General features: G+C 73.0%; 27 protein-coding genes and 1 tRNA gene. 21 read left to right on the top strand and 7 right to left on the bottom strand.

Going from position 1 to position 26,200, the window contains the following annotated elements:
- The first annotated feature begins 77 nt into the window (after nucleotides 1-77).
- From FIP57_RS17445 to xerD, 4 genes are all read left to right on the top strand, one after another.
- Nucleotides 78-1,787, top strand: a complete 1,710-nt coding sequence (locus FIP57_RS17445) for a CTP synthase (RefSeq protein WP_148574827.1) — start codon at nucleotides 78-80, stop codon at nucleotides 1,785-1,787.
- Nucleotides 1,788-1,794: 7 nt separating this feature from the next.
- Nucleotides 1,795-2,388, top strand: a complete 594-nt coding sequence (locus FIP57_RS17440) for an NUDIX domain-containing protein (protein ID WP_148574826.1) — start codon at nucleotides 1,795-1,797, stop codon at nucleotides 2,386-2,388.
- A gap of 93 nt (nucleotides 2,389-2,481) precedes the next feature.
- A complete protein-coding gene (gene ald / locus FIP57_RS17435; RefSeq protein WP_148574825.1) occupies nucleotides 2,482-3,597 on the top strand; it encodes an alanine dehydrogenase in 1,116 nt (371 codons plus the stop codon).
- An 11-nt stretch (nucleotides 3,598-3,608) separates the two neighbouring features.
- Nucleotides 3,609-4,538: a site-specific tyrosine recombinase XerD gene (gene xerD / locus FIP57_RS17430; protein ID WP_238993560.1), complete on the top strand. Its 930-nt coding sequence runs from the start codon at nucleotides 3,609-3,611 to the stop codon at nucleotides 4,536-4,538.
- A 10-nt stretch (nucleotides 4,539-4,548) separates the two neighbouring features.
- On the opposite strand, the gene FIP57_RS17425 is transcribed toward xerD, so the two are convergent.
- Complete coding sequence (locus tag FIP57_RS17425) at nucleotides 4,549-7,446, bottom strand: AfsR/SARP family transcriptional regulator (protein ID WP_162529851.1); 2,898 nt, start codon at nucleotides 7,444-7,446, stop codon at nucleotides 4,549-4,551.
- 135 nt (nucleotides 7,447-7,581) lie between these two features.
- Between FIP57_RS17425 and FIP57_RS24350 the strand changes: the two genes are divergently transcribed.
- From FIP57_RS24350 to FIP57_RS17395, 6 genes are all read left to right on the top strand, one after another.
- Complete coding sequence (locus tag FIP57_RS24350) at nucleotides 7,582-8,616, top strand: Ig-like domain-containing protein (RefSeq protein WP_148574823.1); 1,035 nt, start codon at nucleotides 7,582-7,584, stop codon at nucleotides 8,614-8,616.
- A gap of 203 nt (nucleotides 8,617-8,819) precedes the next feature.
- Nucleotides 8,820-9,782 carry a ParA family protein gene (locus tag FIP57_RS17415; protein ID WP_148574988.1) on the top strand — a complete coding sequence of 321 codons (963 nt, stop codon included), beginning with the start codon at nucleotides 8,820-8,822 and terminating at the stop codon, nucleotides 9,780-9,782.
- A gap of 2 nt (nucleotides 9,783-9,784) precedes the next feature.
- Nucleotides 9,785-10,123 carry a hypothetical protein gene (locus FIP57_RS17410; protein ID WP_420846706.1) on the top strand — a complete coding sequence of 113 codons (339 nt, stop codon included), beginning with the start codon at nucleotides 9,785-9,787 and terminating at the stop codon, nucleotides 10,121-10,123.
- Complete coding sequence (locus FIP57_RS17405; RefSeq protein WP_420846703.1) at nucleotides 10,120-11,067, top strand: segregation and condensation protein A; 948 nt, start codon at nucleotides 10,120-10,122, stop codon at nucleotides 11,065-11,067. The genes FIP57_RS17410 and FIP57_RS17405 overlap by 4 nt, the downstream gene beginning before the upstream one ends.
- Nucleotides 11,064-11,705, top strand: a complete 642-nt coding sequence (gene scpB / locus FIP57_RS17400) for an SMC-Scp complex subunit ScpB (RefSeq protein WP_238993558.1) — start codon at nucleotides 11,064-11,066, stop codon at nucleotides 11,703-11,705. Before FIP57_RS17405 ends, scpB begins: the two co-directional genes overlap by 4 nt.
- Nucleotides 11,702-12,454, top strand: a complete 753-nt coding sequence (locus tag FIP57_RS17395) for a pseudouridine synthase (RefSeq protein ID WP_148574821.1) — start codon at nucleotides 11,702-11,704, stop codon at nucleotides 12,452-12,454. Before scpB ends, FIP57_RS17395 begins: the two co-directional genes overlap by 4 nt.
- Here FIP57_RS17395 and FIP57_RS17390 read toward each other — a convergent pair.
- Entirely contained in the window at nucleotides 12,451-13,350 is a 900-nt protein-coding gene (locus tag FIP57_RS17390) for a LysR family transcriptional regulator (protein ID WP_148574820.1), read from the bottom strand. The genes FIP57_RS17395 and FIP57_RS17390 overlap by 4 nt on opposite strands.
- A 122-nt stretch (nucleotides 13,351-13,472) precedes the next feature.
- On the opposite strand from FIP57_RS17390, the gene FIP57_RS17385 reads away from it, so the two are divergent.
- The 4 genes from FIP57_RS17385 to der all read left to right on the top strand — a co-directional run bounded on the left by FIP57_RS17385 (nucleotide 13,473) and on the right by der (nucleotide 18,184).
- On the top strand, nucleotides 13,473-14,876 hold the full coding sequence (locus tag FIP57_RS17385) for an FAD-binding oxidoreductase (protein ID WP_148574819.1): 1,404 nt from the start codon (nucleotides 13,473-13,475) through the stop codon (nucleotides 14,874-14,876).
- 96 nt (nucleotides 14,877-14,972) lie between these two features.
- The gene (locus tag FIP57_RS17380; RefSeq protein WP_148574818.1) at nucleotides 14,973-16,049 is read left to right on the top strand and encodes a prephenate dehydrogenase; all 1,077 of its coding nucleotides are present in this window, start codon (nucleotides 14,973-14,975) and stop codon (nucleotides 16,047-16,049) included.
- A gap of 81 nt (nucleotides 16,050-16,130) precedes the next feature.
- Nucleotides 16,131-16,829: a (d)CMP kinase gene (gene cmk / locus FIP57_RS17375; RefSeq protein ID WP_203231325.1), complete on the top strand. Its 699-nt coding sequence runs from the start codon at nucleotides 16,131-16,133 to the stop codon at nucleotides 16,827-16,829.
- Nucleotides 16,826-18,184, top strand: a complete 1,359-nt coding sequence (gene der, locus FIP57_RS17370) for a ribosome biogenesis GTPase Der (protein ID WP_148574817.1) — start codon at nucleotides 16,826-16,828, stop codon at nucleotides 18,182-18,184. Before cmk ends, der begins: the two co-directional genes overlap by 4 nt.
- A 3-nt stretch (nucleotides 18,185-18,187) precedes the next feature.
- On the opposite strand, the gene FIP57_RS17365 is transcribed toward der, so the two are convergent.
- A complete protein-coding gene (locus tag FIP57_RS17365; RefSeq protein ID WP_238993557.1) occupies nucleotides 18,188-18,313 on the bottom strand; it encodes a DUF2804 family protein in 126 nt (41 codons plus the stop codon).
- A gap of 37 nt (nucleotides 18,314-18,350) precedes the next feature.
- Here FIP57_RS17365 and FIP57_RS17360 point away from each other — a divergent pair, with 37 nt between their 5' ends.
- The 3 genes from FIP57_RS17360 to FIP57_RS17350 all read left to right on the top strand — a co-directional run bounded on the left by FIP57_RS17360 (nucleotide 18,351) and on the right by FIP57_RS17350 (nucleotide 19,438).
- On the top strand, nucleotides 18,351-18,539 hold the full coding sequence (locus FIP57_RS17360) for a hypothetical protein (RefSeq protein ID WP_148574815.1): 189 nt from the start codon (nucleotides 18,351-18,353) through the stop codon (nucleotides 18,537-18,539).
- 35 nt (nucleotides 18,540-18,574) lie between these two features.
- Nucleotides 18,575-18,648, top strand: a tRNA-Pro gene (locus FIP57_RS17355).
- 118 nt (nucleotides 18,649-18,766) lie between these two features.
- Nucleotides 18,767-19,438 carry a DUF2470 domain-containing protein gene (locus FIP57_RS17350; RefSeq protein WP_148574814.1) on the top strand — a complete coding sequence of 224 codons (672 nt, stop codon included), beginning with the start codon at nucleotides 18,767-18,769 and terminating at the stop codon, nucleotides 19,436-19,438.
- A 15-nt stretch (nucleotides 19,439-19,453) separates the two neighbouring features.
- On the opposite strand, the gene FIP57_RS17345 is transcribed toward FIP57_RS17350, so the two are convergent.
- From FIP57_RS17345 to FIP57_RS17335, 3 genes are read right to left on the bottom strand one after another with little or no spacing between them, the layout of a single operon-like run.
- Complete coding sequence (locus FIP57_RS17345; RefSeq protein WP_148574813.1) at nucleotides 19,454-20,221, bottom strand: ABC transporter permease; 768 nt, start codon at nucleotides 20,219-20,221, stop codon at nucleotides 19,454-19,456.
- 1 nt (nucleotide 20,222) lies between these two features.
- The gene (locus FIP57_RS17340; protein WP_238993556.1) at nucleotides 20,223-20,705 is read right to left on the bottom strand and encodes a methyltransferase family protein; all 483 of its coding nucleotides are present in this window, start codon (nucleotides 20,703-20,705) and stop codon (nucleotides 20,223-20,225) included.
- Nucleotides 20,706-20,728: 23 nt separating this feature from the next.
- Nucleotides 20,729-21,547, bottom strand: coding sequence for a hypothetical protein (locus FIP57_RS17335; protein ID WP_148574812.1), 819 nt, complete (start codon nucleotides 21,545-21,547; stop codon nucleotides 20,729-20,731).
- A gap of 41 nt (nucleotides 21,548-21,588) precedes the next feature.
- On the opposite strand from FIP57_RS17335, the gene FIP57_RS17330 reads away from it, so the two are divergent.
- From FIP57_RS17330 to FIP57_RS17320, 4 genes are all read left to right on the top strand, one after another.
- A complete protein-coding gene (locus tag FIP57_RS17330) occupies nucleotides 21,589-22,410 on the top strand; it encodes an alpha/beta fold hydrolase (protein ID WP_203231324.1) in 822 nt (273 codons plus the stop codon).
- 112 nt (nucleotides 22,411-22,522) lie between these two features.
- Entirely contained in the window at nucleotides 22,523-23,623 is a 1,101-nt protein-coding gene (locus FIP57_RS17325; RefSeq protein ID WP_148574811.1) for a neutral zinc metallopeptidase, read from the top strand.
- Between the two features lie 45 nt (nucleotides 23,624-23,668).
- A complete protein-coding gene (locus FIP57_RS23350) occupies nucleotides 23,669-23,836 on the top strand; it encodes a hypothetical protein (RefSeq protein ID WP_162529850.1) in 168 nt (55 codons plus the stop codon).
- A 93-nt stretch (nucleotides 23,837-23,929) separates the two neighbouring features.
- Nucleotides 23,930-24,358: a hypothetical protein gene (locus FIP57_RS17320; RefSeq protein ID WP_148574810.1), complete on the top strand. Its 429-nt coding sequence runs from the start codon at nucleotides 23,930-23,932 to the stop codon at nucleotides 24,356-24,358.
- A gap of 110 nt (nucleotides 24,359-24,468) precedes the next feature.
- Here the strand turns inward: FIP57_RS17320 and FIP57_RS17315 are convergent, their stop codons facing one another.
- A complete protein-coding gene (locus tag FIP57_RS17315; protein WP_148574809.1) occupies nucleotides 24,469-26,136 on the bottom strand; it encodes a hypothetical protein in 1,668 nt (555 codons plus the stop codon).
- Nucleotides 26,137-26,200 lie beyond the last annotated feature (64 nt).

The raw sequence follows: 26,200 nt of genomic DNA, 5'->3' as shown, positions 1-26,200 counted from the left end.
ACCGGCGGGGTTGCTAGCCTAGAACCCCGTGGACGGGCGAGCTCTCTCGCCGCACACCGACCGCCACGGGAGTTCTCTTGGCCGCTGCCCAGCCCACCAAGCACGTCTTCGTCACCGGCGGGGTCGCCTCGTCGCTGGGCAAGGGGCTGACGGCCTCCTCCCTCGGCAACCTCCTCAAGGCGCGGGGGCTGCGGGTCACGATGCAGAAGCTCGACCCGTACCTCAACGTCGACCCGGGGACGATGAACCCGTTCCAGCACGGCGAGGTGTTCGTCACCGACGACGGTGCGGAGACCGACCTCGACGTCGGCCACTACGAGCGGTTCCTGGACACCGAGCTCTCCGGCGTCGCCAACGTGACGACCGGCCAGGTCTACTCGCAGGTGATCGCCAAGGAGCGGCGCGGCGACTATCTCGGTGACACGGTCCAGGTGATCCCGCACATCACCAACGAGATCAAGGACCGGATCCGGGCGATGGCCGACGATGCCGGCGGCGAGCACGTCGACGTGGTCATCACCGAGGTCGGCGGCACCGTCGGCGACATCGAGTCGCTGCCGTTCCTCGAGGCGGCGCGCCAGGTGCGCCACGACGTCGGTCGCGACAACTGCTTCTTCCTGCACGTCTCGCTGGTGCCGTACATCGGGCCGTCGGGCGAGCTGAAGACGAAGCCCACCCAGCACTCGGTGGCCGCACTCCGCTCCATCGGCATCCAGCCCGACGCGATCGTGATCCGCGCCGACCGGCACGTCCCGGACGGTCTGAAGCGGAAGATCTCGCTGATGTGCGACGTCGACGCCGAGGCGGTCGTCGCGGCGGTCGACGCCCCGTCGATCTACGACATCCCCAAGGTGCTCCACTCCGAGGGGCTCGACGCCTACGTCGTGCGCCGGCTCAACCTGCCGTTCCGCGACGTCGACTGGACCCGCTGGGACGACCTGCTCCGCCGGGTGCACCACCCGCTGGAGGAGGTGACCGTCGCGCTCGTCGGGAAGTACGTCGACCTGCCCGACGCGTACCTCTCGGTCGCCGAGGCGCTCCGCGCCGGCGGGTTCGCGCACGAGGCCCGGGTGCGGATCTCGTGGGTTCCCTCCGACGAGTGCCAGACCCGCGAGGGCGCGGCCCGCCACCTCTCCGAGGTCGACGCCGTGCTGGTGCCCGGTGGGTTCGGGATCCGCGGCATCGACGGCAAGATCGGCGCCCTGCAGTACGCCCGCGAGCACGCGATCCCGACGCTCGGCATCTGCCTGGGGCTGCAGTGCATGGTCATCGAGTACGCCCGCAACGTCGTCGGGCTCGAGAAGGCCGGCTCCACCGAGTTCGACCCCGACTCCCCGGAGCCGGTGATCGCGACGATGGCCGAGCAGAAGGCGTACGTCGAGGGTGGCGGCGACCTGGGGGGCACGATGCGCCTGGGGCTCTACCCCGCCGACCTCACCCCGGGCAGCGTCGTCGCCGAGACCTACGCGGCGACGCGGGTCGAGGAGCGCCACCGGCACCGCTACGAGGTGAACAACGGCTACCGCGACCAGCTCGAGGAGGCCGGGCTCGTCTTCTCCGGCGTCGGCCCCGAGAACGGGCTGGTGGAGTACGTCGAGCTGCCCCGCGACGTGCACCCGTACTACGTCTCGACCCAGGCGCACCCCGAGCTGCGCTCCCGCCCGACCCGGCCGCACCCGCTCTTCAGCGGGCTGGTCGGGGCCGCGATCGCCCGGCAGAAGGAGCTGGAGATCCCCGTCGGCGACGTCCTGCGCCGCACCGACGAGGCACCTGTGGTCCAACAGTGAGCCCGGCGTGACGGGGAAGCTCGCCGACCAGCCGGAGCGCTGGCCGGTCCACGAGTCGCGCGACGTCTGGCGCGGCCCGGCGCCGTTCGCGGTGCGCAACGACTTGATCAGCGCGCCGGGGCGCGCGGAGCGGTTCTGGCGGCTCGTGATGGAGCACCCCGGCGCCGTCGTGGTGCTCGCGGTCGACGACGAGGAGCGGGCGCTGGTGCTCCGGCAGTACCGCCACCCGACGGGCACGCGGTTCGTCGAGCTGCCGGCGGGGCTCCTCGACGAGCCGGGGGAGGACCCGCAGGTCGCTGCCGAGCGCGAGCTGCTCGAGGAGGGCGCGGTCCGGGCCGACGAGTGGGACCACCTCAACACGCTGCACACCTCGCCCGGGATCAACTCCGAGCGCATCGAGGTCTACCTCGCCCGGTCGCTGACCGCCGTACCGGACCGTGGGGGGTTCGAGCCGCAGCACGAGGAGGCGGACATGACGGCGGAGTGGGTGCCGGTCGACGAGCTTGTCGACGGCGTGTTGGAGCGGCGGCTGACCGACGGACCGCTGGCAACCGCAGTCCTGACCTACGAAATCCTTCGGAATCGCGCCCGCAGCGCGTGAACCGGCGCTGATTCCGTTGTGGGGGGCAGGGGTCTAGACTCGCCGCAGCCGTGCCGCGGAACGTGGCGGCGCTCACAGCGAGGAGACGGGTCGATGCGCGTCGGCGTGCCGAAGGAAGTCAAGAACCACGAGTACCGCGTCGCGATGACGCCGGCCGGGGTGCACGAGCTGGTGGTCCACGGGCACGAGGTGTTCGTCGAGTCCGGGGCCGGGCTGGGCTCCTCGATCCCCGACGAGCAGTACGTCGAGGCCGGCGCGAAGCTGCTCGAGTCGGCCGACGAGGTGTGGGCGGCCGGCGACATGGTGCTCAAGGTCAAGGAGCCCATCGCCGAGGAGTACGACCGGATGCGGGAAGGGCAGCTGCTCTTCACCTACCTGCACCTCGCGGCAGACAAGCCGTTGACCGAGAAGCTCATGGAGCGCGGGGTCACCGCGATCGCCTACGAGACGGTGCAGACCGCCGACCAGGCGCTGCCGCTGCTGGCGCCGATGAGCGAGGTCGCCGGCCGGCTCGCGCCGCAGGTGGGGGCGCACACGCTGATGCGCGCCCAGGGCGGGCGCGGGATCCTCATGGGCGGGGTCTCGGGCGTCTACGCGGCGAAGGTCGTGGTGATCGGTGCCGGGGTGTCCGGGATGAACGCCGCCGCGATCGCGCTCGGGATGCAGGCCGAGGTGCTCCTGCTCGACAAGAACATCGAGCGGCTCCGGCAGGCCGACCGGATCTACCAGGGCCACATGCAGACGGTGGCGTCGAACCGCTACGAGATCGAGCGCGCGGTGATCGACGCCGACCTGGTGATCGGGGCGGTGCTGGTGCCGGGGGCGAAGGCGCCGACGCTGGTCTCCAACGACCTGGTGTCGCGGATGAAGCCCGGCTCCGTACTGGTGGACATCTCGATCGACCAGGGCGGCTGCTTCGAGGACTCGCGTCCCACCACCCACGACGACCCGACCTACCCGGTGCACGACTCGGTGTTCTACTGCGTGGCCAACATGCCGGGCGCCGTGCCGCACACCTCGACCTACGCGTTGACCAACGTGACGCTGCCCTACGCGGTGGCGCTTGCGGACAAGGGGTGGCACCAGGCCTGCCGCGACGACCGGTCGCTGGCCCTCGGGCTGAACGTCCACGGCGGCGCGGTGACCAACGAGTGGGTCGCCGAGGCGCACGGCCTGGCATCGTCCTCGCTCGACGAGGTCCTGGGCTGAGCGCGCCGGTCGTGGCCGGGCCGGGGCCGCTCCAGGTCGCCCTGCGGACCTACCTCGACCACCTCGCCGTCGAACGCGGGCTCGCGGACAACACGCTGAAGTCCTACCGGCGCGACCTGCGGCGCTACGTCGCGTTCCTCGCGGCCCGCGGCGTCGACGACCTCGCGGCCGTGGGGGAGCAGGTCGTCACCGAGTTCCTCGCCCATCTCCGCGAGGGCGACGCCGACCACCCGCCGCTGTCCGCCTCGAGCGCCGGTCGGGCGGTGGTGGCGGTCCGCGGGTTCCACAAGTTCGCCGTCCGTGACGGCCTCGCGGAGGTCGACCCGGCGGCCGCCGTACGCCCCCCGTCGCCGGCGAAGCGGCTGCCGAAGGCGTTGCCGCTCGCGGACATCGAGCGGATCCTGGACGCGGCAGGTGCGCCGGGGACGGCCCTGGCGCTCCGGGACCGGGCGCTGCTCGAGCTGCTCTACGCCTCGGGGGCGCGGATCTCCGAGGCCGTCGGGCTCGACGTGGACGACGTCGACCTGGAGACGCGGTCGGTGCTGCTGCGCGGCAAGGGGCGCAAGGAACGGGTGGTGCCGTTCGGGTCGATGGCCCGGGAGGCGGTCGAGGCGTACCTCGTACGTGCCAGGCCGACGCTCGCCGCTCCGGCCTCGGGGCCCGCGCTCTTCCTCAACGCCCGCGGGGGACGGCTGTCGCGGCAGAGCGCCTGGACCGTGCTGGTGCGGGCGGCCGAGCGGGCGGGCGTGAAGGCCGAGGTGTCGCCGCACACGTTGCGCCACTCGTTCGCGACCCACCTGCTCGAGGGCGGCGCCGACGTGCGGGTCGTCCAGGAGCTGCTCGGCCACGCCTCGGTGACCACGACCCAGGTCTACACGCTGGTGACGGTGGACTCGCTGCGCGAGGTCTACGCGACCGCCCATCCCCGCGCCCTGGAGTGATCCGGCGCGCTCAGCCGTCGGGGAGCTCGCGGCGGGCGTAGCGGACCAGCTCGGCGTCGCCCATCGCACGGCCACGCTCGACCGCGGCGGCGTGCTCCTCCGGTCCCAGGTTCTCGAGGGCCGCCTTCTCCGCCGCGGCGCGGAGCGACTCGTCGGGCAGGTAGTAGCCGTAGACCGAGCCCACCTCCTCGCGCAGCGCCTGCGCACCGCCGAGCAGGGTGGCCACCCGTCGGTGCGCCTGGGCGCGGAACTCGACCAGCGCGAGCATCTCCAGGCAGTGCGCGAGGTTCGCCCGGTCGCCGGTCTCCTCCGAGAGCACCAGCCCCTGGAGCACGTGCTGGCGGGCGGAGCGGTCGTCGCCGGCGGCGAGCGCCGCCTGCGAGAGGTTGTAGAGCGCGACGTACGTCGCGAGCCGGTCTCCCCGGGCCCGGGCGATCTCGAGCCCCTTGCGGACCGCTGACGCCGCCTCGGTCGGCCGGCCCTGCACCAGCAGCGTGGTCCCGAGCCAGACGTGGGTGAGCGAGGCCATCCAGACGCCCTCCGCCCCGGCCTTCTCGGTGTGCCCGAGGGCGGTGCGGAACTGGCGTGCGGCGAGCTCGAGGTCACCGGCGGCCATGGCGGCGAGCCCGGTGCCGGCGCTCGCCTTGGCCAGCACCTCCTCGTCGCCGAGCTCCTCGCCGAGGCGGAGCGCCTCGGCCCAGTGGGCGGAGGCCGCCGCGTGGTCGCCCTGGGCGTAGGACATGGTGGCCGCCGCCAGCGTCCCGCGCGGGTGCACCGGCGGGGACAGCGGCTGGGTGAGGCAGAGCTCGGCGAGCCGGCGTCCCACGGCGACGCCGCCGCGCAGCCACCAGTAGAGCCACAGCGACCAGGTGATCGTCGCCGCCGTGTCGGCATCCCCGAGCTCGACGGCGCTCTCGACCGCGGCGACGAGGTTCGCCTCGTCGGCCTCGGTGCGGTCCAGCCAGGCCACCTGGTCCGCCAGCTCGTAGCCCACCGCCGCCTCGCACGCCAGCTCCCGGAACGTCGCGGCATGCGCTCGGCGCAGCCGGGCGGAGCGCTCCTCGTCGAGGAGCGACCGCGCGTACTGCGCCACCGGCTCGAGCATGTCGAAGCGGGTGGCGCCGCCCGCGCCGTGGCGCACCCGCACCAGCGACTGGGCCACCAGGTCGTCCAGGAGGGTCAGGACGTCGTCGGCGGGCAGGTCGTCGCCGGCGGTGGCCACCGCTTCGACAGCGGACAGCTCCGCACCGCCGCGGAAGGTGCCGAGCAGGGTGAACATCCGCTGCTGGTCGGCGTCGAGCAGCCCGTGGCTCCAGTCGAGGGCGGCCCGCATCGTGCGCTGGCGCTGGGGGAGGTCGCGCGCACCCTCCGCGGACAGCGCGGCGTCGAGCCGCCGCAGCAGGGCGCGGGGCGGCAGGGTGCGCATCCGAGCGGTGACGAGCTCGATCGCCAGCGGCAGCCCCGAGAGCCGGTGGCAGAGCTCCGCGAGCGCCTCGACGTCGTCGGGGGTCGAGCCCGCGCGCGGCTCGACGCTGCGGGCCCGGTCGAGGAGCAGCGCGCCCGCGGGGGCCGCGGCCAGCTCCTCGCTCGTCCGGGCCGCCAGCGGCGGCAGACCGAGCGGGTCCACGGCGTGCTCCCGCTCGGCACGCACCCTCAGCGGCGACCGGCTCGTCACCAGCACCGTCAGCTGCGGGCACAGCGCGACCAGCCGACCGACGTCGGTGGCCGCGTCCATCACGTGCTCGAAGTTGTCGAGCACGAGCAGCTGCCGCGCCTCGCCGATGTGGGCGGCCACGGCGTCCAGCTCGTCGTCACCGGTCAGCCCGACGGCCCGCCCCACGGTGGCGACGACGTCGGACGCGTCGGACACCGGCGCCAAGGAGACCTGCACGGTGCCGTCGGGGAAGTGCTCGGCGACCGCGTCGGTGACGGCCGCGGCGAGCCGCGTCTTGCCCACCCCGCCGGGACCCACCAGGGTCACGAGCCGGGCGTCGGTGCGGAGGAGCGAGGTCACCGCGGCCACGTCGGCCTCCCGCCCGTACAGCCGGGTCGGCGGCACCACCAGCGCCCGCGACCGTGCGGGCGCCGGACGGGTGAGCGGCCCGGTCGCGTCGAGCTCCGTCCGGTCAGGAGCCGGGGTCGAGGGTGGCAGCAGCGCCTCGTCCTGGGTCAGCACGCGCTGGTGGAGCCGCTGCAGCTCGGGGCCCGGGTCGAGGCCGAGCTCCTCGGCGAGCACGGCCCGGCCCTGCTCGTAGACCTGCAGCGCGTCGGCCTGGCGCCCGGTGCGGTAGAGCGCGGTCATCAGCGAGCCGCGCAGCCCCTCCCGCAGCGGGTGTTGCTCGACGAGGGGCACCAGCTGCTCGGCGACCTCGGCGTCGCGCCCGAGGGCGAGGTCGAGCTCGACGGAGAGCTCGACGGCCCCGAGCCGCTGCTCCTCGAGGCGCGCGGCCTCGAGGTCGCTGAAGGCGCACGAGACGTTCGAGTACGCCGTGCCACGCCACAGGTCCAGCGCCTCCTGCACCGCCGCGCGGGCCGTCCGGACGTCGCCGTCCGCGCGGAGCTGGCGAGCCGTGCTCACCAGCCGTCCGAACCGCAGCGCGTCGACCTGGTCGGGGTCGACCTGGAGCAGGTACCCGGGCGGCCGCGTGACGACCGCGTCCTCGATCCCGGCACCGACGAGCCGGCTGCGGAGCCGGGAGACGATCGCGTGCAGGTTGGCGGTCGAGGCGCCGGTGCCGCCGTCGGCCCAGATGCGGTCCACGAGGACCGGCGCCGGGACGACCCGGCCCGCGTCGAGGGCGAGCGCCGCCAGCACCTCGCGGTTGCGTCGGGCGCCGACGTCGACGACGCGGTCACCGAGGACCGCGTCCACGGTCCCGAGGACCCTGATGCCCCACTCTGCGCCCACGTGGCCCCCTGCTCTCCGCCCGCCGCGCGATTCTCGCACCCGGGTGTCAGCGGAGCCGTCAGCGAACCACAAGAAGGCTGCAAGGCGCCTCGACGAAGGTTCCTGGCACCGCTTCAGCACCTTCCGGAGGACACCATGACCCCCACCCGCGCCCGGATCCGGGACCACCGCATCCGATCCGCCCGCATCCGATCCGCCCGCGTCCGCGCCGCCCGGCTGACCGCCGGCGCCGCGGCCCTGGCGACCACCGCCGGCCTCGTCGGGCCCGCGCCCGCCGGTGCCGCCGAGCAGACCTGGGTCGACGGCGCCTGGGTCCAGGACACGATCATCAGCTGCATCACCGGCCAGCCCGCGCCCGGCTACACGGCCCGCGTCTCGTTCGCCGGCAACGGCGGCAAGGTCCCCAAGGTCGGGGAGACGTTCTACTTCAAGGTCGAGGTCGGGCTGCCCGGGCTTCCGTGCGCCAAGACGCCGGTCGTCATGCCCGAGCTGGTCCTCCCGGCAGGGCTGGCCTACGCCGACAGCGCGAAGAACCCCGTCCGGTGGCGCAAGCTCGCCCTGGACGGCGGCGGCAGCAGCTACTCGACGAAGAACCTCGTCTTCGACAAGGGGCAGTACGGCGTCCTGGTCGGCCTCAAGAGCGCGGCGTACCCCCAGGGTGGTCCGATCGAGGTCCGCCAGGGCCAGTCGTTCGAGCTCCAGGTGCCGGTCCGCGCGACCCGGGTCATGAAGGGGATGGCCACCCGCGAGCCGCAGTGCCGCGAGCGGCTCAGCGGGGACGCGCCCTGCCCGGTGAAGGAGTCCGGCGACCACATCCAGGTCGCGGTGTCCAAGAGCGACACCGGCCCCATGGACTACGTCATCCCGTTCGTCGGCGTCCACGTGCAGAAGGGCCTGGTCACCAAGCTGGCCGCGAAGGTCAAGGCGTTCCGCAACAAGGCCGGCACGGCCAGGATCACGGTCGGCGGCACCGCCAAGCCCACGGGCAAGGTGATGATCCTGCGCGGCAAGAAGCAGCTCGCCGTCGGCAAGCTCAAGGCCAAGCACAAGGGCGTCATCTCGCTCCGGCTGCCGAAGCTCGCGAAGGGCACCCACAAGCTCGTCGTGAAGTACGCCGGCTCGAAGGCCCTCGCGCCGAAGAAGAAGACGATCACGGTGACGAGCCGATGAGGGGCTCGACGCTGGACCTCGCCGCGTGCCCCATCACCCAGGGTCACGCGCGGGCCTAGCGTTCCGGAATGTCGACAAAGCGACGGCGCGCCTCCGCGGATCGCCGCCGGTCGCGTTGTTGGCTTGCCCTCGAGTCCGTACGACGAGAGGGAGCATTCGTGAACCACTTCGGCCCCGGCAACCACGGGTCCAGCGCCACCGAGATGCCGCCGCTGGTGAGGACGCCCGCCCCTCCGCAACGCCCCGTCGACGAGCAGCCCGCGGAGCCGATCCCGTTCCCGCGCCGCGAGGAACCTGCCCCGGCGGCCGCGGCCGAGCCCGAGGTGGTGCTCGGCCCGACCGGCCGCCCGTGGCCCGACCTTCCGGAGCCGCGTCCGATCGGCATCCACGGCAACGCCCGCGTGATCGCGATGTGCAACCAGAAGGGCGGCGTCGGCAAGACCACGACGACGATCAACCTCGGCGCCAGCCTCGCGGAGTACGGCCGCAAGGTGCTGCTCGTCGACTTCGACCCCCAGGGATCGCTGTCGGTGGGGCTCGGGATGAACCCGCACGAGATCCAGCTGAGCGTCTACAACCTGCTGATGGAGCGCGACGTCCGCCTCGAGGACGTCATCGTCAGCACCGACGTGCCCGGCGTCGACCTGCTCCCCTCGAACATCGACCTGTCGGCCGCCGAGGTGCAGCTCGTCCACGAGGTCGCGCGTGAGCAGTCCCTGGCCCGGGTGCTGCAGGACGCCCGCAACGAGTACGACGTCATCCTCATCGACTGCCAGCCTTCGCTCGGGCTGCTGACCGTCAACGCGCTCACCGCGGCCGACGGGGTCATCGTGCCGCTGGAGTGCGAGTACTTCGCGCTGCGCGGGGTCGCGCTGCTCAAGGGCACGATCGACAAGGTGCGTGAGCGGCTCAACCCGCGGCTGCAGGTCGACGGGGTCCTCGGCACGATGTTCGACGGCCGGACCCTGCACGCCCGCGAGGTGATGCAGCGGCTGGTCGAGGCGTGGGGCGACGACGTCTTCCACACCGTCATCCGGCGCACCGTGAAGTTCTCCGACTCGACCGTGGCCGGAGAGCCCATCACCAGCTACGCCAGCGACTCCCCGGGCGCCGAGGCCTACCGCACCCTCGCCAAGGAGGTGCTGGTCCGTTGTCTCGACGCGTGAGGGTGCCGGCGGCGGACGACCTCTTCCGGCCCACCGCGGTCCCGGACCAGCCCGAGGATGCGGCGCCCGAGGTCGTCGAGCTGCCGACCACCAAGGAGACGCCCGCCAAGCCGAAGGGGCGCACGGCGAGCGGCCGCGTCAAGCACGACGAGAAGATGACCGTCTACGTCACCTCCGACGAGCTGATCGACCTCGAGCACGCCCGGCTCGAGCTGCGCCGCCACCACGGCATCGCCGCCGACCGAGGCCGCATCGTCCGGGCCGCGATCGCGATGGCGCTCGCCGACCTCGACGCGCACGGCGAGGACAGCTCGCTCGTGCGCCGGCTGACGGAGGCGTGACCATCACGCTGACGGCGGAGGAGACCGCCCGGGCGCACACCGTGACCCACACCGGGGCTCACACTGGGGACGTGGAGCCGGAGACCGACGGCACCGGGGGCGGCTTCGTCGTCACCCTCGACAACTTCGAGGGCCCGTTCGACCTGCTGCTGAGCCTGATCGCCAAGCACAAGCTCGACATCACCGAGGTCGCGCTCTCCCAGGTCACCGACGAGTTCATCGCGCACATCCGGGGGGCCGGCCCCGACTGGGACCTCGAGCAGACCTCGTCGTTCCTGCTCGTCGCCTCGACCCTGCTCGACCTCAAGGCCGCGCGGCTGCTGCCGCAGGCCGAGGTCGAGGACGAGGAGGACCTCGCGCTGCTCGAGGCGCGCGACCTGCTGTTCGCCCGGCTCCTGCAGTACCGCGCGTTCAAGCAGGTCGCCGCGGTCTTCGAGGACCGGCTCGCCCAGGAGGCCAAGCGGTTCCCGCGGGCGGTGGGGCTCGAGGAGCGCTACGCGACGCTGCTGCCCGAGGTGCTCATCGGGCTCGGCCTCGAGGAGTTCGCCGCGCTGGCCGCGAAGGCGATGGAGCCGAAACCGGTCGAGGAGGTGTCGTTCGCGCACCTGCACGCGCCCGCCGTCAGCGTCCGCGAACAGGCCACGATCGTCGTGGACCGGCTCCGCAGCCAGGGCACGATGACGTTCCGGGCGCTGTGCGGCGACGCCCCGGACACGCTGACGAAGGTGGCGCGGTTCCTGTCGCTGCTCGAGCTCTTCCGGGAGAACGCCGTCAGCTTCGACCAGGTCACCCCGCTCGGCGAGCTCACCGTGCGCTGGACCGGCAGCGAGGACGGCGAGATCGAGATCGAGGACGAGTTCGACGGCGCCCCGCCGGAGGCCCCGGCTCCGACGCCGGGGGAGACTGACGAGGAGAGCGCCGCCACGAGCGAGGAGGAGCAGTGACCGAGGAAGCGCCGGACACGCTGGTCGACGTACCCCGTGCGGAGCTGCGGCCTGCCCTGGAGGCGATCCTGATGGTCGCCGACCAGCCGCTGGACCACCTGACGCTCGCGTCGGCGGTCGGCCACCCCGCCGACGATGTGCGGGAAGCCCTGGGGGCGCTGGCCCGGGAGTACGACGAGCAGGGCCGCGGCTTCGAGCTGCGCAATGTGGCTGGTGGCTGGCGGTACTACACCCGTGAGGAGCTGGCTCCCGTCGTCGAGGCGTTCGTCCTCGACGGCCAGCAGGCACGGCTGACCCAGGCTGCGCTGGAGACGCTCGCGGTCGTCGCGTACAAGCAGCCGGTCAGTCGCGCACGGGTGTCGGCGATCCGCGGCGTCAACGTCGACGGCGTGATGCGCACGCTGGTGTCCCGCGGGCTGATCGAGGAGGCCGGCGTCGACGCGCACTCCAACGCGACGCTCTACCGCACCACCTCCTACTTCCTCGAGCGCATCGGGATCACCTCGCTCGCCGAGCTCCCCGAGCTCGCGCCGCTGATGCCGGACCTCGAGGAGCTCGACGACCTCGACCAGCCCGAGGAGCTGGTCCCGATGGAGGAGACCGCGGCCGGGCAGCCCTCGGCCGAGCAGTCGGCATGAGCGCCGACCTGCCGGTCGACGACGACGGGCTGGTCCGGCTCCAGAAGCTGCTGGCCCAGTCGGGCGTCGCGAGCCGTCGCAAGTGCGAGGAGCTGATGCTCGACGGCCAGGTCGAGGTCGACGGCGAGGTGGTGACCCGGCTCGGCACGAAGGTCGACCCGCGCACGGCCGTGATCCGGGTGGCGGGGAAGCGGCTGCCGCCGGTGAGCCCCCATGTCTACCTGGTGCTCAACAAACCTCGCGGTGTCGTGTCGACGATGTCGGACCCGCAGGGCCGCCGGACCCTCGGCGACCTCGTGGCCGACCGGCCCGAGCGGCTCTTCCACGTCGGACGGCTCGACACCGACACCGAGGGGCTCATCCTGCTGACCAACGACGGTGACTTCGCCCAGCGGGTCGCCCACCCGTCGTACGAGCTGGACAAGACGTACGTCGCGGAGGTGGACGGTGTCGTCGAGCGCGCCACCGTCCGACGGCTGAAGGACGGCGTGGAGCTCGAGGACGGCCCCGTCGAGGTTCACCGCTGTCGGGTCGTCTCGGCGACGGACAAGCGATCTATTGTCGAGTTGACAATTCATGAGGGCCGGAACCGAATCGTCCGCCGGCTCCTCGAGCACGTCGGCCACCCGGTCCGGCGGCTCACCCGGACCGCCATCGGGCCGGTCCAGCTGCGGAGGCTGAAGGCGGGCCAGCTGCGCGAGCTGACCCGGGACGAGCTCGGGGTGCTGCTCGACGCGGCCCGGCTCTAGCGGGACGCGCTCCGGCGCCTTCCTGCGGCCGCGTAGCGGGCCAGCGCGGTGGCCGCCGCGGTCGCGTCCGTCCGGGGCCAGGCGAGCGCGAGCCGTGAGAGCGGCGCGTCGCCGACCGGCACGAAGGCCAGCCCCGGCCGGCGGTACTCCTCGGCGAGCCCGGTCGGAACGATGTTCACGCCCCGCCCGAAACCGATCTCGGCCAGCCACTCCTCGACGGTCTCGGCGCCGCTGCGCACGGTCGTGGCGGCGACGTCCCGCAGGTCGCGGAGGTACCAGTATCCCGCGAAGACCGGGTCGGTGACGATGCCGGCCTCCAACCACGGCTCCTCGGCGAGCCGCGCGAGGCTCACCTCGTCATGGCCTGCGAGCGGGTGCGACTCGGCGACCACCGCGAGCACCGGCTCCTCCGCGAGCACCAGCGCGTGGAGCCGTTCGTCGCCGGTGAACGGCAGCCGGACCAGGGCCGCGTCGGTGGCGCCGGAGAGCAGCCCGGCGGACGGGTCCTCCCACTCGTACTGCCGCAGCCGCACCGTCACTTCCGGAGACGAGCGGCCGAACCCGGTCAGCAGCCGCCGCGTCGTGGCGGTCAGCGCGAAGGGCAGGAACCCCAGCCGCAGCACGGTCGCGCGCTCCGCGGCGATGCGCTGCGCGGCGTCGGTCAGCTCGTCCGCGCTCTCGAGCACGGAGCGGGCCAGGGGCAGCAGCTCGGCGCCCGCGGGGGTGAGCGAGACGCCCGTGCTCGACCGGTCGAAGAGGGTCAGTGCGAGGCTCCGCTCGAGGGCCTTGATCTGCTGGCTCAACGACGGGGTGGCGATCAGGAGCCGCGCGGCGGCGCGTGCGAAGTGCAGCTCCTCGGCGACCGCGACGAAGTACCGCAGCTGCCGCAGCTCCATGACCAGCGATGTTAGGCGCAGCCTCACGCCCGTGAGCAACGCGGTCGTGGACCGGCGACGCGTGTCGCGCCGACCGTTGTCGTGCCCGGAGGATCCGGGCGACGACACTCGAGGAGGCCACGATGACCACGACCACGACCGCGACCACGACCGACCTCACCGACCTCACCGACCTCACCGACCTCGCTTCCCGGGTGCGCGGCCCCGTCCTCGCCGGGGACGACCCGCGCGCCGCGGAGGAGCTCGCGGCGTTCAACCTCGCCCACGACCTCCGCCCCGCCGTGGTCGTCGGGGCCACGACCGCCGAGGACGTGGCCGCCGCGGTCACCTGGGCGGTCCACCACCGGCTCGGCGTCGCCGTCCAGGCCACCGGGCACGGCGCGGTGTCGGGGATCGACGGCGCCGTGCTGGTCTCGACCCGGCGGATGGACACCGTGGTCGTCGACCCGGTCCGGCGTGCGGCCCGGGTGGGCGGCGGTGCCCGGTGGGCGACCGTGAACGACGCAGCCGCGGCATACGGCCTCGCGGGGGTCAGCGGCTCCTCGTCCGGCGTCGGGGTAGTCGGCTACTCGCTCGGCGGCGGCCTCGGGCTGCTGTCGCGCGAGTACGGCTTCGGTGCCGACCAGGTGCTCTCGCTGGAGCTGGTCACCGCCGACGGGGAGGTCCGCCGGGTCGACGCCGACACCGACCCGGAGCTGTTCTGGGCGGTGCGCGGTGGGAAGGGGAACTTCGGGATCGCCACCGAGGTCGAGATCGCCCTGGTCCCGGCCGCGGAGGTCTACGGCGGCGGGGTCTTCTTCGCGGCCGAGTCGGCCACGGAGGTGCTGCACTCGTTCCGGGCCTGGGCCCCCACCCTCCCGGAGCGCAGCAGCACGTCGCTGGCGCTGCTGCGGCTACCGCCGGTGGAGGCGCTCCCCGAGCCGCTGCGCGGTCGCTCGGTCGTGCACCTGCGGTTCGCCCACCGGGGGAGCGAGGCGGAGGGCGCGGAGCTGCTCGCGCCGATGCTCGAGGCCGGGGAGGTCGTGCTGCCCGGTGTCGGGATGCTGCCGATGACCGCGGCCGACGCGATCCACCAGGACCCGACCGAGCCGATGCCGGTGCACGAGCGGGGGCTGCTGCTCCGGGAGCTCGGCGCCGACACGGTCACGGCCCTGCTGGAGGCCGCCGGCCCCGGGTCCGGCAGCCCGCTGCCTCTGGTCGAGCTGCGGCTGATGGGCGGGGCCCTGGGCCGGCAGCCCGCGGTGCCCAACGCGGTCGCCGGCCGCGAGGGGGCGTGGTCGGTGCTCGCGCTCGGCGTGCTGGCGCCGGGTGCGCAGGACGCGGTCCGCGCGGCGACGGGCCGGGTGGTCGACGCGCTCGAGACGTGGTCGACCGGGACGATCCTGGTGAACTGGCTCGGGGACGCGACCGACCCGTCCGAGGTGGCCCGCGCCTGGCGGCCGGAGGTGCACCGCCGCCTGATGGCGGTCAAGCGCCGCGTCGACCCCAGCAACGTGTTCCGCTACGGCCACGCGCTGGGCGTCTGATCCCGGACCGGGGCGACCTGCCGGCCCCCGTGGGCTCGGTAGAGTCGGCCCGGACGTCGGCGGAGGAGGAGACCAGGTGCGCGAGGTGCCGGACGCGTGACCGGGACGACGCTCACCGGACCCGTCCTCGTGGTCGGAGCCGGTCTCCTCGGTACGTCGGTCGGGCTCGCGCTGCGGGCCCGCGGCGTCGAGGTCTTCCTTCACGACACCAACGCCGAGCACCTCCGCACCGCGAGCGGGCTCGGAGCCGGTTCGCCGGGGATCCCCGAGCGCGACGTGCAGCTCGTCGTGGTCGCCGTGCCGCCCGACCACCTGGCGTCCGTGATCGCCTCCCAGCTGCGGGACACCGCCGGCGTGGTGACCGACGTCGGCAGCGTCAAGAGCGCGCCGCTGGCCGAGGTGGTCGAGACCGTCACCCCCGAGGAGCTCGAGCGCTACGTCGGCAGCCACCCGATGGCCGGCAGCGAGCGGTCCGGCCCGCTGGCCGCCTCGGCGGCGCTGTTCGACGGCCGCCCCTGGGCGGTCGCGCCGCACGCCACCTCGCGGACCGACGCGGTGGCGTTGGTCACCGAGCTGGCCGAGCTGTGCGGGGCGACCGCGTTCACCTTCTCCCCGGAGGAGCACGACGAGGCGGTCGCCCGCACCTCCCACGTGCCGCACGTCGTCTCCGCGCTCGTCGCCGGGGCCCTCGCGGGTGCACCGGCCGAGCACCTCGCGCTCTCAGGCCAGGGAGTCCGCGACGTCACCCGCATCGCCGCCGGCGACCCAGCCCTGTGGCAGCAGATCCTCGCGGCGAACGCCCCGGCGGTGACCGGGCTGCTGCGCGAGGTGCGGGACGGGCTCGACGCCCTCCTCGACGCCCTGGAGACCGGCTCCCGTCCGGCGCTCGGCGAGATCCTCGGGCGCGGTGTCGCGGGGACCACCGCGATCCCACGCAAGCACGGCCAGCCGGCGACGGAGGAGGCCGGCGTGTTCGTGCGGGTCCCCGACCACCCGGGCGAGCTCGCGCGGCTGTTCGGGGACGTCGGCGAGATCGGGATCAACGTCGAGGACGTCCGGATCGACCACGACCCCGGTCGTCCCTACGGGCTGCTCGAGCTGACCGTCGCCGCGTCCCTGGCGGACCCCCTGCTCGAGGCGCTGACCGGCAGGGGATGGCTGGTCCACCGGTAGGATCGGCTGGTGCGCCCGCGTCCCTCGCGGCGCCTTCCGACGGCCGACGAGGGTCGCCGGACCCCGTCGGGAAGGACCCTGGTGAGCAGCAACGTGGTGGTGGCCGTCGACGGCACCTCCGGCTCCGGCAAGTCGAGCACCTGCCGCGGTGTCGCGTCCCGGGTCGGGCTGCGCTACCTCGACACCGGTGCGCAGTTCCGCGCGATGACGTGGTTCATGCTCGAGCAGGGGGTCGACGTCAACGACGCCGAGGCGGTCGCGGCCCGCTGCGCCGAGCCGTCGATCGAGTCGGGCACCGACCCGCTCGCCCCGACGATCGCGGTGGACGGCGTCGACGTCTCCGGGCCGATCCGCTCCGCCGAGGTGACCGCCGCCGTCAGCCCGGTGAGCACGGTCCCACAGGTCCGGCAGCGGCTGCTCGAGCTGCAGCGCTCCATCATCGGTGAGGGCGGCATCGTCGTCGAGGGGCGCGACATCGGCTCGGTGGTCTGGCCGCAGGCCGAGGTGAAGGTCTACCTCTCGGCCGACGCGGCTGCCCGCGCCCGCCGGCGGATCGCCGAGCACGCGCACCTGGGGGACGTGAACACTGCCGAGGCCGGGCTCCTCGAGCGCGACCGCATCGACTCCGGCCGTGCCACCGCTCCGCTCACCATGGCGGACGGCGCCGTGCACATCGACACCACCCACCGGACCCTCGACGAGGTGATCGACCTCGTCGCGGGCCTGGTGGCGGACGCCGACGCCGTCGCCGAGGACCACGTCGCCGAGGACCGCGCATGAGCACCCGACCGACCTCCTCCGACGAGACCACGGTCCGCACGCCGGTCCTCGCCGTCGTCGGACGTCCCAACGTCGGGAAGTCGACGCTGGTCAACCGGATCATCGGGCGGCGCGAGGCCGTCGTGCAGGACGTGCCGGGCGTGACCCGCGACCGGGTCTCCTACGACGCCAACTGGAACGGCCGCAGCTTCACGGTCGTCGACACCGGCGGCTGGGACCCCGACGCCCGCGGGCTCGCCGAGCGGATCGCCGCCCAGGCCGAGGTCGCGGTCTCCGTCGCCGACGCGGTGCTGTTCGTCGTCGACGCCGCGGTCGGCATCACCGACGCCGACGAGGCCGTCGTCCGCATCCTCCGCAAGTCCGGGAAGCCGGTCGTCCTCGCCGCCAACAAGGTCGACGACCTGCGCGGCGAGGCCGAGGCAGCGGCGCTGTGGAACCTCGGCCTGGGGGAGCCCTTCCCGGTCTCGGCGCTCCACGGCCGCGGGTCGGGCGACCTGCTCGACGCGATCCTCGAGGCGCTCCCGGAGACCCCGGAGCTGACCGACACCGAGATCGGGGGCCCGCGCCGGGTGGCCATCGTCGGCAAGCCCAACGTCGGCAAGTCGTCGCTGCTCAACAAGCTGGCACGCGAGGACCGGGCGGTCGTCGACGACGCCGCCGGCACCACCGTCGACCCCGTCGACGAGCTGATCGAGCTCGGGGGTCGCACCTGGAGGTTCATCGACACCGCCGGCATCCGCAAGCGGGTCAAGGAGGCTTCCGGGCACGAGTACTACGCCTCCCTCCGCACCGGCGCCGCGATCGAGCGTGCCGAGGTCTGCGTCATGGTCGTCGACGCCTCGCAGCCGCTGTCCGAGCAGGACCAGCGGATCATCACGTCGGTCGCCGAGGCCGGGCGCGCGCTGGTGATCGCGTTCAACAAGTGGGACCTCGTCGACGAGGAGCGCCGCTTCTACCTCGACCGCGAGATCGACCGCGAGCTGGTGCGGGTGCAGTGGGCGCCGCGCGTCAACATCACCGCCCGGACCGGGTGGCACGTCGACAAGCTGGTGCCCGCGCTCGACGCCGCGCTCGGCGGGTGGCAGACCCGGATCACCACGGGCCAGCTGAACTCGTTCCTCGGCCGGTTGGTCGCCGAGCACCCGCACCCGGTGCGCGGCGGGAAGCAGTCGCGGATCATGTTCGGGACCCAGGCCTCGACGGAGCCGCCGACGTTCGTGCTGTTCACGACGGGCGTGCTCGAGGCGTCGTACACCCGGTTCGTGGAGCGGCGGCTGCGCGAGGAGTTCGGCTTCGTCGGGACCCCGGTGCACCTGCAGGTGCGGCCGCGGAAGCGCAACGAGCGCCGTCGCTGACCGTTACCAGCGGTTGTGGACTTCCTCGGCCCAGCCGACGACGTCCTCGACGCGTACCCAGGAGCCGGTGTCGTCCTGCACCCGCCCCGACCAGTGGCCGAAGCACTGGTGGGTGCGCGAGGCGAACACCGCGAGGTCGGTGACCGCCCGCCTGAGGTGGAACGGTGTGAACGTCAGCCCGACGGTCTCGCGCCACTACGCCGCCGTGGACGGCATCTGGTTCCTCGACCGGACCACCGGCGAGCCGGTCGCCCAAGACGCGCCACGCGCCCCAGGGGTCAAAACCGGTCACCGTCTCGTCTCCAGCACGCTCGGCACCCTGGCCCGGTCGGTGTCGGGCGGCCGTGCGACCTGAGGTAAGGTTTCCGTCGCCCGTGCAGCCGCGGGCGGCGGGCTGTGGCGCAGCTTGGTAGCGCACTTGACTGGGGGTCAAGGGGTCGCAGGTTCAAATCCTGTCAGCCCGACACACGGACGTCCCGAGCCATCTGGTGGCTCGGGACGTCGTCGTTCTGGGGCCCGCCCGTTGCCAAGGACCACCTCGATGAGTTTAGGTAAGGGTTACCTAACCATCGAGGAGGACGGATGACCGGTCGCGAGGAGCACGTGCCTTCCCTGGCAGAGGAGGCACGGACGGCCCTCGCCGCCGCGACGGCGGCCACGTTGCGGACGCGAGGATGCCCCCACGCCCGCACCATGACCGTCGTGCCGATCGCTGCGGAGCCCGACGGGTCGCCGGTGCTCTGGCTCGAGGAGGAGTCACCGGTCGCGCGGCTCCTCGAGGGCGGCCGCGTCGTCAGCGTGCAGGTGGGCGGGCCGGAGCCGTTCCGCGTGCTCGAGCTGACCGGGCCGCTCGAGCAGCTCGCCTCCGAACGTCCCGGCCACCGCCAGTACCGGATGCGGCTGCTGGCCGTGCGGCTCGCCGGCCCCACCGTCCGGCCGGTCGCCGTCACGGAGTTCGCCGCCGCCGAGCCTGACCCGCTCCGCGCGTGCGCGGCAGCCACGCTGCGCCACCTCGAGCTCGCGCACGCGGGGGAGCTGTTGGCCTGCGTCCGCGCCCACGGCCAGGCCGACGTCCTCGCGGTGGTGCCACGGCGGCTGGACCGCTACGGGATCACCCTCGCCGCCCTCTGCCTCGACGGCGTCCGCAGCCTCCGGCTCCACTTCCCGCACGGCCCCGTCGACTCGGTGGAGCAGATCGGCGTCGGGCTGCGCGCCGCGCTCACCTGCAGGTGCCGGCCGGACACCCACGCGTAGCGCTCGCCGAGCCGGTCAGCGCGGGTAGCTGTCGCGCAGGGATCGGCGCACGACGCGGGCGTGCGCGATCACCCGCAGCAACGTCGCCGTGGTGAGCGCCTGCGCCGCGAGCAGCCCGATGAGCACCAGCACCTGGGCGGCTCCCGCCTCGAGCGCGGTTCCCCCACCGAGGATCACCCCGATGAACGCGCCGGGCAGGGTCACGAGCCCGACGGTCCGGGTCTGGTCGAGCCCCGGGGTCAGCGCCTCCGGTGCGGTGGGCTCCAGCACCAGCAGCGCCGCCTGCGGGGAGTGAAGCCCCACGGCCAGCGCCGCCTCGTAGCCGCCGGCCTGGGCGGCGAGCTCGTCGAACGCTCGGCGTCCGGTGAGGGTGGCGGCCGTCATCGAGCCGCCGATCACGATGCCGGCGATCGGGATGACGCCCGCTCCGGTCAGCGGGACCACGCCCGAGAGCAACGTCAGCGCGACGACGGGTCCGGCTCCGGCCGCGATCGCCAGCGCGACCCACGGCAGCTCCCCGACCGGTGCCCCCATTCGACGCGTGGAGGTGATCGAGGCGACCAGGAACATCACGGCCACGAACGCGAACGACCAGGCCAGGGACGCCATCATCGCGGTCAGCACCAGCGCGACCGCCGACAGCTGGGCGACCGCGCGAAGCGCTGCGACGACCTGGTCGCGGTGCACGCCCAGCCCGGCGCGCAGTGACGTCAGGACCGCGACGGCGACGAGGATCACCAGGACTGCCGCGAGGCGCCAGTCCGCTGCCGGGGCTGTGGTCACGTCAAGGCGCCAGCGTGTGCGCCAGCCGGCTCAACGACCTCTTGTCGAGCCAGCGGGGCACGTCGGCGCGGTACTCCTCGTAGTCGGTCCCGAACTTCTCGCGCAGGACCGGCTCCTCGGCCGCGATCTGCACGCGGTCCATGACCGCGAAGAACACTGCCAGGGGGACGACGCCCAGCCACGCCCCGCGTCGTACGGCGTTGGCGAGCACGAGCCCCGTCATCCCGACGTACATCGGGTTGCGGGTGAACCGGAACGGCCCGCCGGTCACCAGCGTCGTCGCGCGGTCGGGGTGGATCGGGTCGACGGTGGTGCCGGTCCTGCGGAACCCGTTCGACGCGGTCCCGGCGATCCCCACCGACGCGAGGGCCACGGTGGCGGCTGCGGTCCGGCGCGCGGTGGTGGGTGGCGGGGGCTTCGGACTGAGCTGGCGCTGAGCGAGCATCGCCAGCACGGCGAGGACGGGCGGAGGGATGCGGGTCACGGGACAACGCTGGTGCCGCGGGGTCAGCTCTGTCCAGGGTCACCGGTCGCGCGTCGCAGCACCACCCGCTCGAGGACCGGCACGAACCCACGCGACTCGTAGGTCGGCGTGGTCCCGGAGCCGCACAGGACCAGCACGTGGTCGGCGACGCGCGCCGCCTCTGCGCACGCTGCGTCGAACGCCGCGCCGGCACACTCGGCCCCGCCGTCCGGCTGGAACGCGAGCCCCATCCGGGTCGTGCTCGCCACCGTCGGGGTGCGGGAGGCGAAGGCGACCGGCCGCCCGTCGCGCTCCCACACCGCGATGCCACCGTCCTGCAGCGGGTGGTCGACGACGAACGCGACGTGGCTGCGGTCCTCGGGGTGCTGCGCCTGGAACACCCGGAACCACTCGTGCAGCAGCGGGAGGTCGCGCGGAATAGCCGGGCGGGCGTGGCCCTCCGGCAACGGACCCATGGGCGCGGCCTCCTGCCGCCGGAGCAGGGTCAGCCGTGCCGCCGGTCCGAGCGTCACTCCCAGGGTCGCGTAGGACGCGACCACCGCCTCGACGTCGCTCGCCTCGACACCCACACCGACCGCATCGGGCACCGCGGTCGCGAGCCCCGCGGCTGCAGGCCGGGGCAGGGGAGAGCAGAGCATGGGGTGGTCGGGGAGGAGGACGAAGGCAGCTTCGACCTCGCCGCGCTCCCGCCACCAGCCGAAGAGCCCGCCTTCGGCGCCAGGTAGCCGTGCCCAGAAGTGCGCCTCGGTCAGCAGCGTGTTGTTCGCGACCGCGTCGCGGACGAGGAACGGTTCCGCCTCGGTGAGGAACCGGTCGACCTCGGTGGTGGCACGCCAGGGCACAGCCCAGTCTCGCAGGACGGCTCGCGTGGAACCATGGCGGCGTGCTGTCCCAGATCTTCGGTTGGAAAGGCCGCTCGGTGCGGTGGGAGAGGCTCGGCTCCGGTCCGGCCGTCGTGTTCTGCCACGGGACACCGTGGTCGTCGGTGCTGTGGCGCCCGTTCGCCGAAGCGTTGTCGGGCCGGTTCGCGACGTACCTCTGGGACATGCCGGGGTACGGCGCGTCGTCGAAGGATCCCGAGCACCCGGTGTCGCTGGACGTCCAGGGCGAGCTGCTGGCGGCGCTCCTCGAGCACTGGGAGCTCGATGCCCCGCACGTCGTCGCCCACGACTACGGGGGTGCGGTGGCGCTGCGTGCGCACCTGCTGCACGACGCGGCGTACGCCTCCCTCGCGCTCGTCGACGTCGTCGCGCTCGCGCCATGGGGCTCGGAGTTCTTCCGGCTCGTGCGCGAGAACGCCGACGTGTTCAGCGCGGTGCCGCCGGCCATCCACGAGGGCGTGGTGCGGGCGTACATCGCCGGGGCGAGCCGCCGCGGGTTGAGCGAGGAGAGCATGGAGTCGCTCGTGGCGCCGTGGCGCGGAGCCGAGGGACAGGCGGCGTTCTACCGGCAGATCGCGCAGGCCGACCAGCGGTACACCGACGACGTCGAGCCGCTCTACCCCCAGCTCGACCTCCCGGTGCTGGTCGTCTGGGGCGAGGAGGACACCTGGATCCCGGTCGACCGGGCGCACCGGTTGCACCAGCTCGTTACCGGCGCCGAGCTGCGGCTCGTCGACGACGCGGGCCACTTGATCCACCTCGACCGGCCTGCGGCGCTGGCCACCCACCTGACCGACTGGCTGACCTCGTCAGCTGGCCGCTGATACCGATTCGTTGCATTCCGGGGGCTCGCCTTACGGGTGAAGGCCCCTCTAGGTTGTCCGGGACAATCCACCCACAACCACTACGTCGGTCATCACCGACGAAGGAGCCTTTGTGAAGAGAACGTCTCGGATCGCCCTGGCCTCGGCCACGGCGGTGCTCTCATTCGGCCTGATCAACCCGGTCGCCACCGCGACCGCCGACCACGCGCCGGCCACGTCGCAGGGCGAGCTGGTCGAGAACCGCGCGAAGGCAGCGTTCCGCGGTGCGGTCGCCCCGAGCGAGTGCGGCCCCACGCTGCTCGACGCGTACGTCGACCAGCTGATCGAGGGGATGACGGCCGAGCAGCTCTCGTTCGTCGTCGCGCACCAGGACACGCTGTTCGACGTGCCGACGTACGACGCGCTGTTCTTCGGCACCACCGGCGACGCGGACTACGCGCTCGACTCGCACGCCCGCCAGCTGCAGAACGCGTTCCGCGACCTGACGCGGTTCTGGACCGACGTCGACACCGGCGAGATCCAGCTGATGGCGATGCGCGGCGACGCCCTCCTCGACCGCGAGCGGATCGTGAAGACGCTCACCGCGATGGTCGAGTTCGGCGTGATCGCGCCGATGACGGCGGCGGAGATCGAGGAGGAAGCCCAGGTCGTCTCGGCGTTCATGCGGGAGGAGCGCACCTTCCACGACAACCCGCTGTGGACGCTCAACGCCTTCGCGTTCAGCGGTGAGGGCGACCCCGATCCCGCCATCGAGGCGCTGCCCGACAAGCTGGTCTTCGGCGACGGCATCATCGAGGCGTACGACGCCATCGGCCTCGGTGACGTCGGCCCGCGGGTGATCATGGCGCACGAGTACGCCCACCACGTCCAGTACGAGCTGGGGAGCTTCGACAGCGGCCCGGCCGACCCCTCCGAGGCGACCCGCCGCACCGAGCTCATGGCTGACGCCATGGCGACTTATAGTGCGACGCACAAGAAGGGTTTCACGCTCAACAAGAAGCGTGTCGTCGAGGCGATGGTGAGCTTCTACACCGTCGGTGACTGCAGCTTCACAAGCCCTGGCCACCACGGCACCCCGTTGCAGCGTCAGCGCGCTTCGGCCTGGGGCGCCGACCTCGCGAGCAGCGCCCGGCCGGCGAGCCGCGTGCTGCCGGCGAAGACGGTCGCCGACCAGTTCGACGCGGCACTTCCCGGGATCATCGCCGGAACCTGACCTCCCGTCGCGCTGTGCCGCCCCCGGTCCGTGGGACCGGGGGCGGTGGTGTGTCGGTCTAGGGTTGGCTTCGCCCGCTCAGGACGAAGGTGGTCGGAGCTCGTCACGCGGACCGGCTACTTCTTCTGGCTGACCATCGGGCGGTTCGTCGCGATCTTCGCCTTCCTGCTCGCCCTCAGTGGCCTCCTCAACGTGCTGTCCGACGCACCCTGACGGCGTTCGTCGCAGGAGTTCGGCCGTTCGGCCGCCTCGAACCCGAGGGGCAGGGACGATAGGGGCATCAGTTCAGATCTCATCGGGGGAAACATGTTGTTGCTTGCGCGCCGAGTGGGCGCCCTTGTCCTGGCCGTCGGAGCGATCGCCGTGTGGTTCGGTCTGGAGCCCGAGGAGTCGTCGACCGGCACGGCGGACTACTCGTCGGAGATCGCCGATGCGATGGACCGCTACGAGATGAACAACGCCATGGCGGATTCGGCCCCCCAGCAGGAGGTCGTGAACGGGTGGGTGACGAAGGATCTGCTCGAAGTGATCGCCACGGCTGAGAACGCCTCCCTCTCGCCCGAGACGGCGCCGCGTGACGACCGAGTCGCGGCTGAGCTCCTCCTCGTCGTCCTCGGGCTCGCGCTCATCGCGCTCACAGCGCAGGGCGGTCCGACTACGCGAGGGGCCGACGCTGCAGCATCGGCGCCTGTGGCGCCTTCGGGTACCGGCGCCGCAGAGCCCGACACTGCTTGACCCGACCTGGAAGCCAAGTCGAGGGCGCGCAAAACGTCCCTGACTCATGGGCGTGACCGAATGAGCAAGCGCGGTCGATCCGTGCGCGGCAGCCACGCCACCGACGTGGGTCAGGCGGCGGGGTTGTTGTCGTCGCGGTATTGCTGGTCGAGGTCGGGATCTCGGCCGTGCCAGTGGGTGCCGTCGGGGTCGACGAGGAACCAGTGGCCGTGGGGTGTGCGCCACCAGTAGGTGCCGGGGTCGGGGTGGTGGAGGATCCAGTGGCCGTTGGTCTTCAACCGGTGGTGGTACCTGCTGAGCTTCGCGAGGTTCTCCAGGCTGGTCTGGCCCGGTGGTCCGTCCTTGACGTAGGGGCGGGCGTGGTCGTTGTCGGCTCCGCGGGAGCCCAGGGTGCCGAACGGGAACGCCTCGTACGGGGTGCGGAGGGTGGCGAGCTCGCTCATCGGGGCGGGGACCTCGTACCGGTCGACCGGCACCACCGTCGCGGCGTCCAGCACCGGGCGGAGGTGGATGCGGGTGGTGATGTGGTCGGGGTGGATCGGGTGCGCGAGCCAGTCGCGGAGCTCGGCGAGCACCATCGGCCCGATCCCCTCACACCTCGCGGTGCCGTGCCGGGTGGTCAGGGTGGCCTCGGAGAGGTGCACGTGCACCACGGTCACCGGGTCCAGCGTCGAGGAGTCGAACTCCTGTAGTGCGGTGATCAACCGCTCCAGGAGCGCGGGGTCGTTGACCGACTCCGGCGCCGGCTCCCCATCCGTCCCGACGACGAGACCCTCACCGGCACCGGCACCGTTACCGAGCAGGGCCTGCACCTGAGGTGAGGTGGCCAGCTCGAGGTCGTCGAGCTCCGGGAGGTCGGCGACGTCGGTCACGGAGGCGGGGAGCGGGGCGCCGGTGGCGTCGACCATCCCACCGGCGGTGCCGTGCGGGAACAGCACTCCTTGGCCGAGGTCACCGGGGGTCTCGATCTGCGGGTCGGCGTCGGCCAGCGCGGCTTCGGTCAGCAGCGCCAGGGCGTGGGCGGGGTTGGCCAGCACCCGCAACGCCTCGGCGCGGAGCACCTCCATCTTGCGGTGGTCACCGCGCTCGGCCAGGAGGTGGGCGATCCGGTCGATCACCGCGACCAGGTAGGTGACGTCACCGGCGGACGCGCGGGCCACGAGCGTGCGCAGGCCGTCTTCGTCAACCTGACCGGCGTGCACGAACGTCGCCAGCGACCGCTGCTTGGCCCGTCCCGCGGCCGCATCGGGGTCGACCTGAATGATCTTGGCGTCCACCAGGTCCAGGAACCGCCCCGTCGGCAACGTGCCCAGCGACGGGGTGGTCTCGGCGTCCACCCACTCGGCCTGGGCCGCGGTCAGGTCGGCGCGGATGCACCGGCGCGCCACCTTCGCGGCCACCCAGGTCGGCACCGTCCCGGCCTGGACTGCGCTCCACAGCTGCGGGTGGCGGTGCCGGACCGCGACCGCATCAGCCATCAGCAGCTGCCCGGCCACCGTCGACCGACCGGTCAGCGCGGCGAGCTCGGCCGCGGCGTACTCATCGACCAACGGGCACCCCTCGACACACCCGGTGCGGCGGATCGGCACCCTGCGCCGCTGCCCCGGCAACACCACGACATCCCGGTCGGCCAAGTCAGCGTCGGGGTCGGTGACGTCGGCCCAATGCGCGGCCAGCACGAACAACGCCGCCTCGGCCTCGAGCACCGCCCGCTGCGCCGCTACCAGCGCGTCCGCGGTGGCAGTGGCGTCGAGCTCCTCGACCGACTGTTCGAACATACTGCCGATTGTAGTCGTCGGTGCCGACGGAACCGTTCACGAAACGCTGCTCTGGAACAGTCGG

This window comes from Nocardioides caldifontis (genome assembly GCF_008087345.1).
Lineage (GTDB): Bacteria > Actinomycetota > Actinomycetes > Propionibacteriales > Nocardioidaceae > Marmoricola_A > Marmoricola_A caldifontis.
Note: the sequence above shows the minus strand (reverse complement) of the source record. Positions and strands in the feature narration are given on the sequence as shown.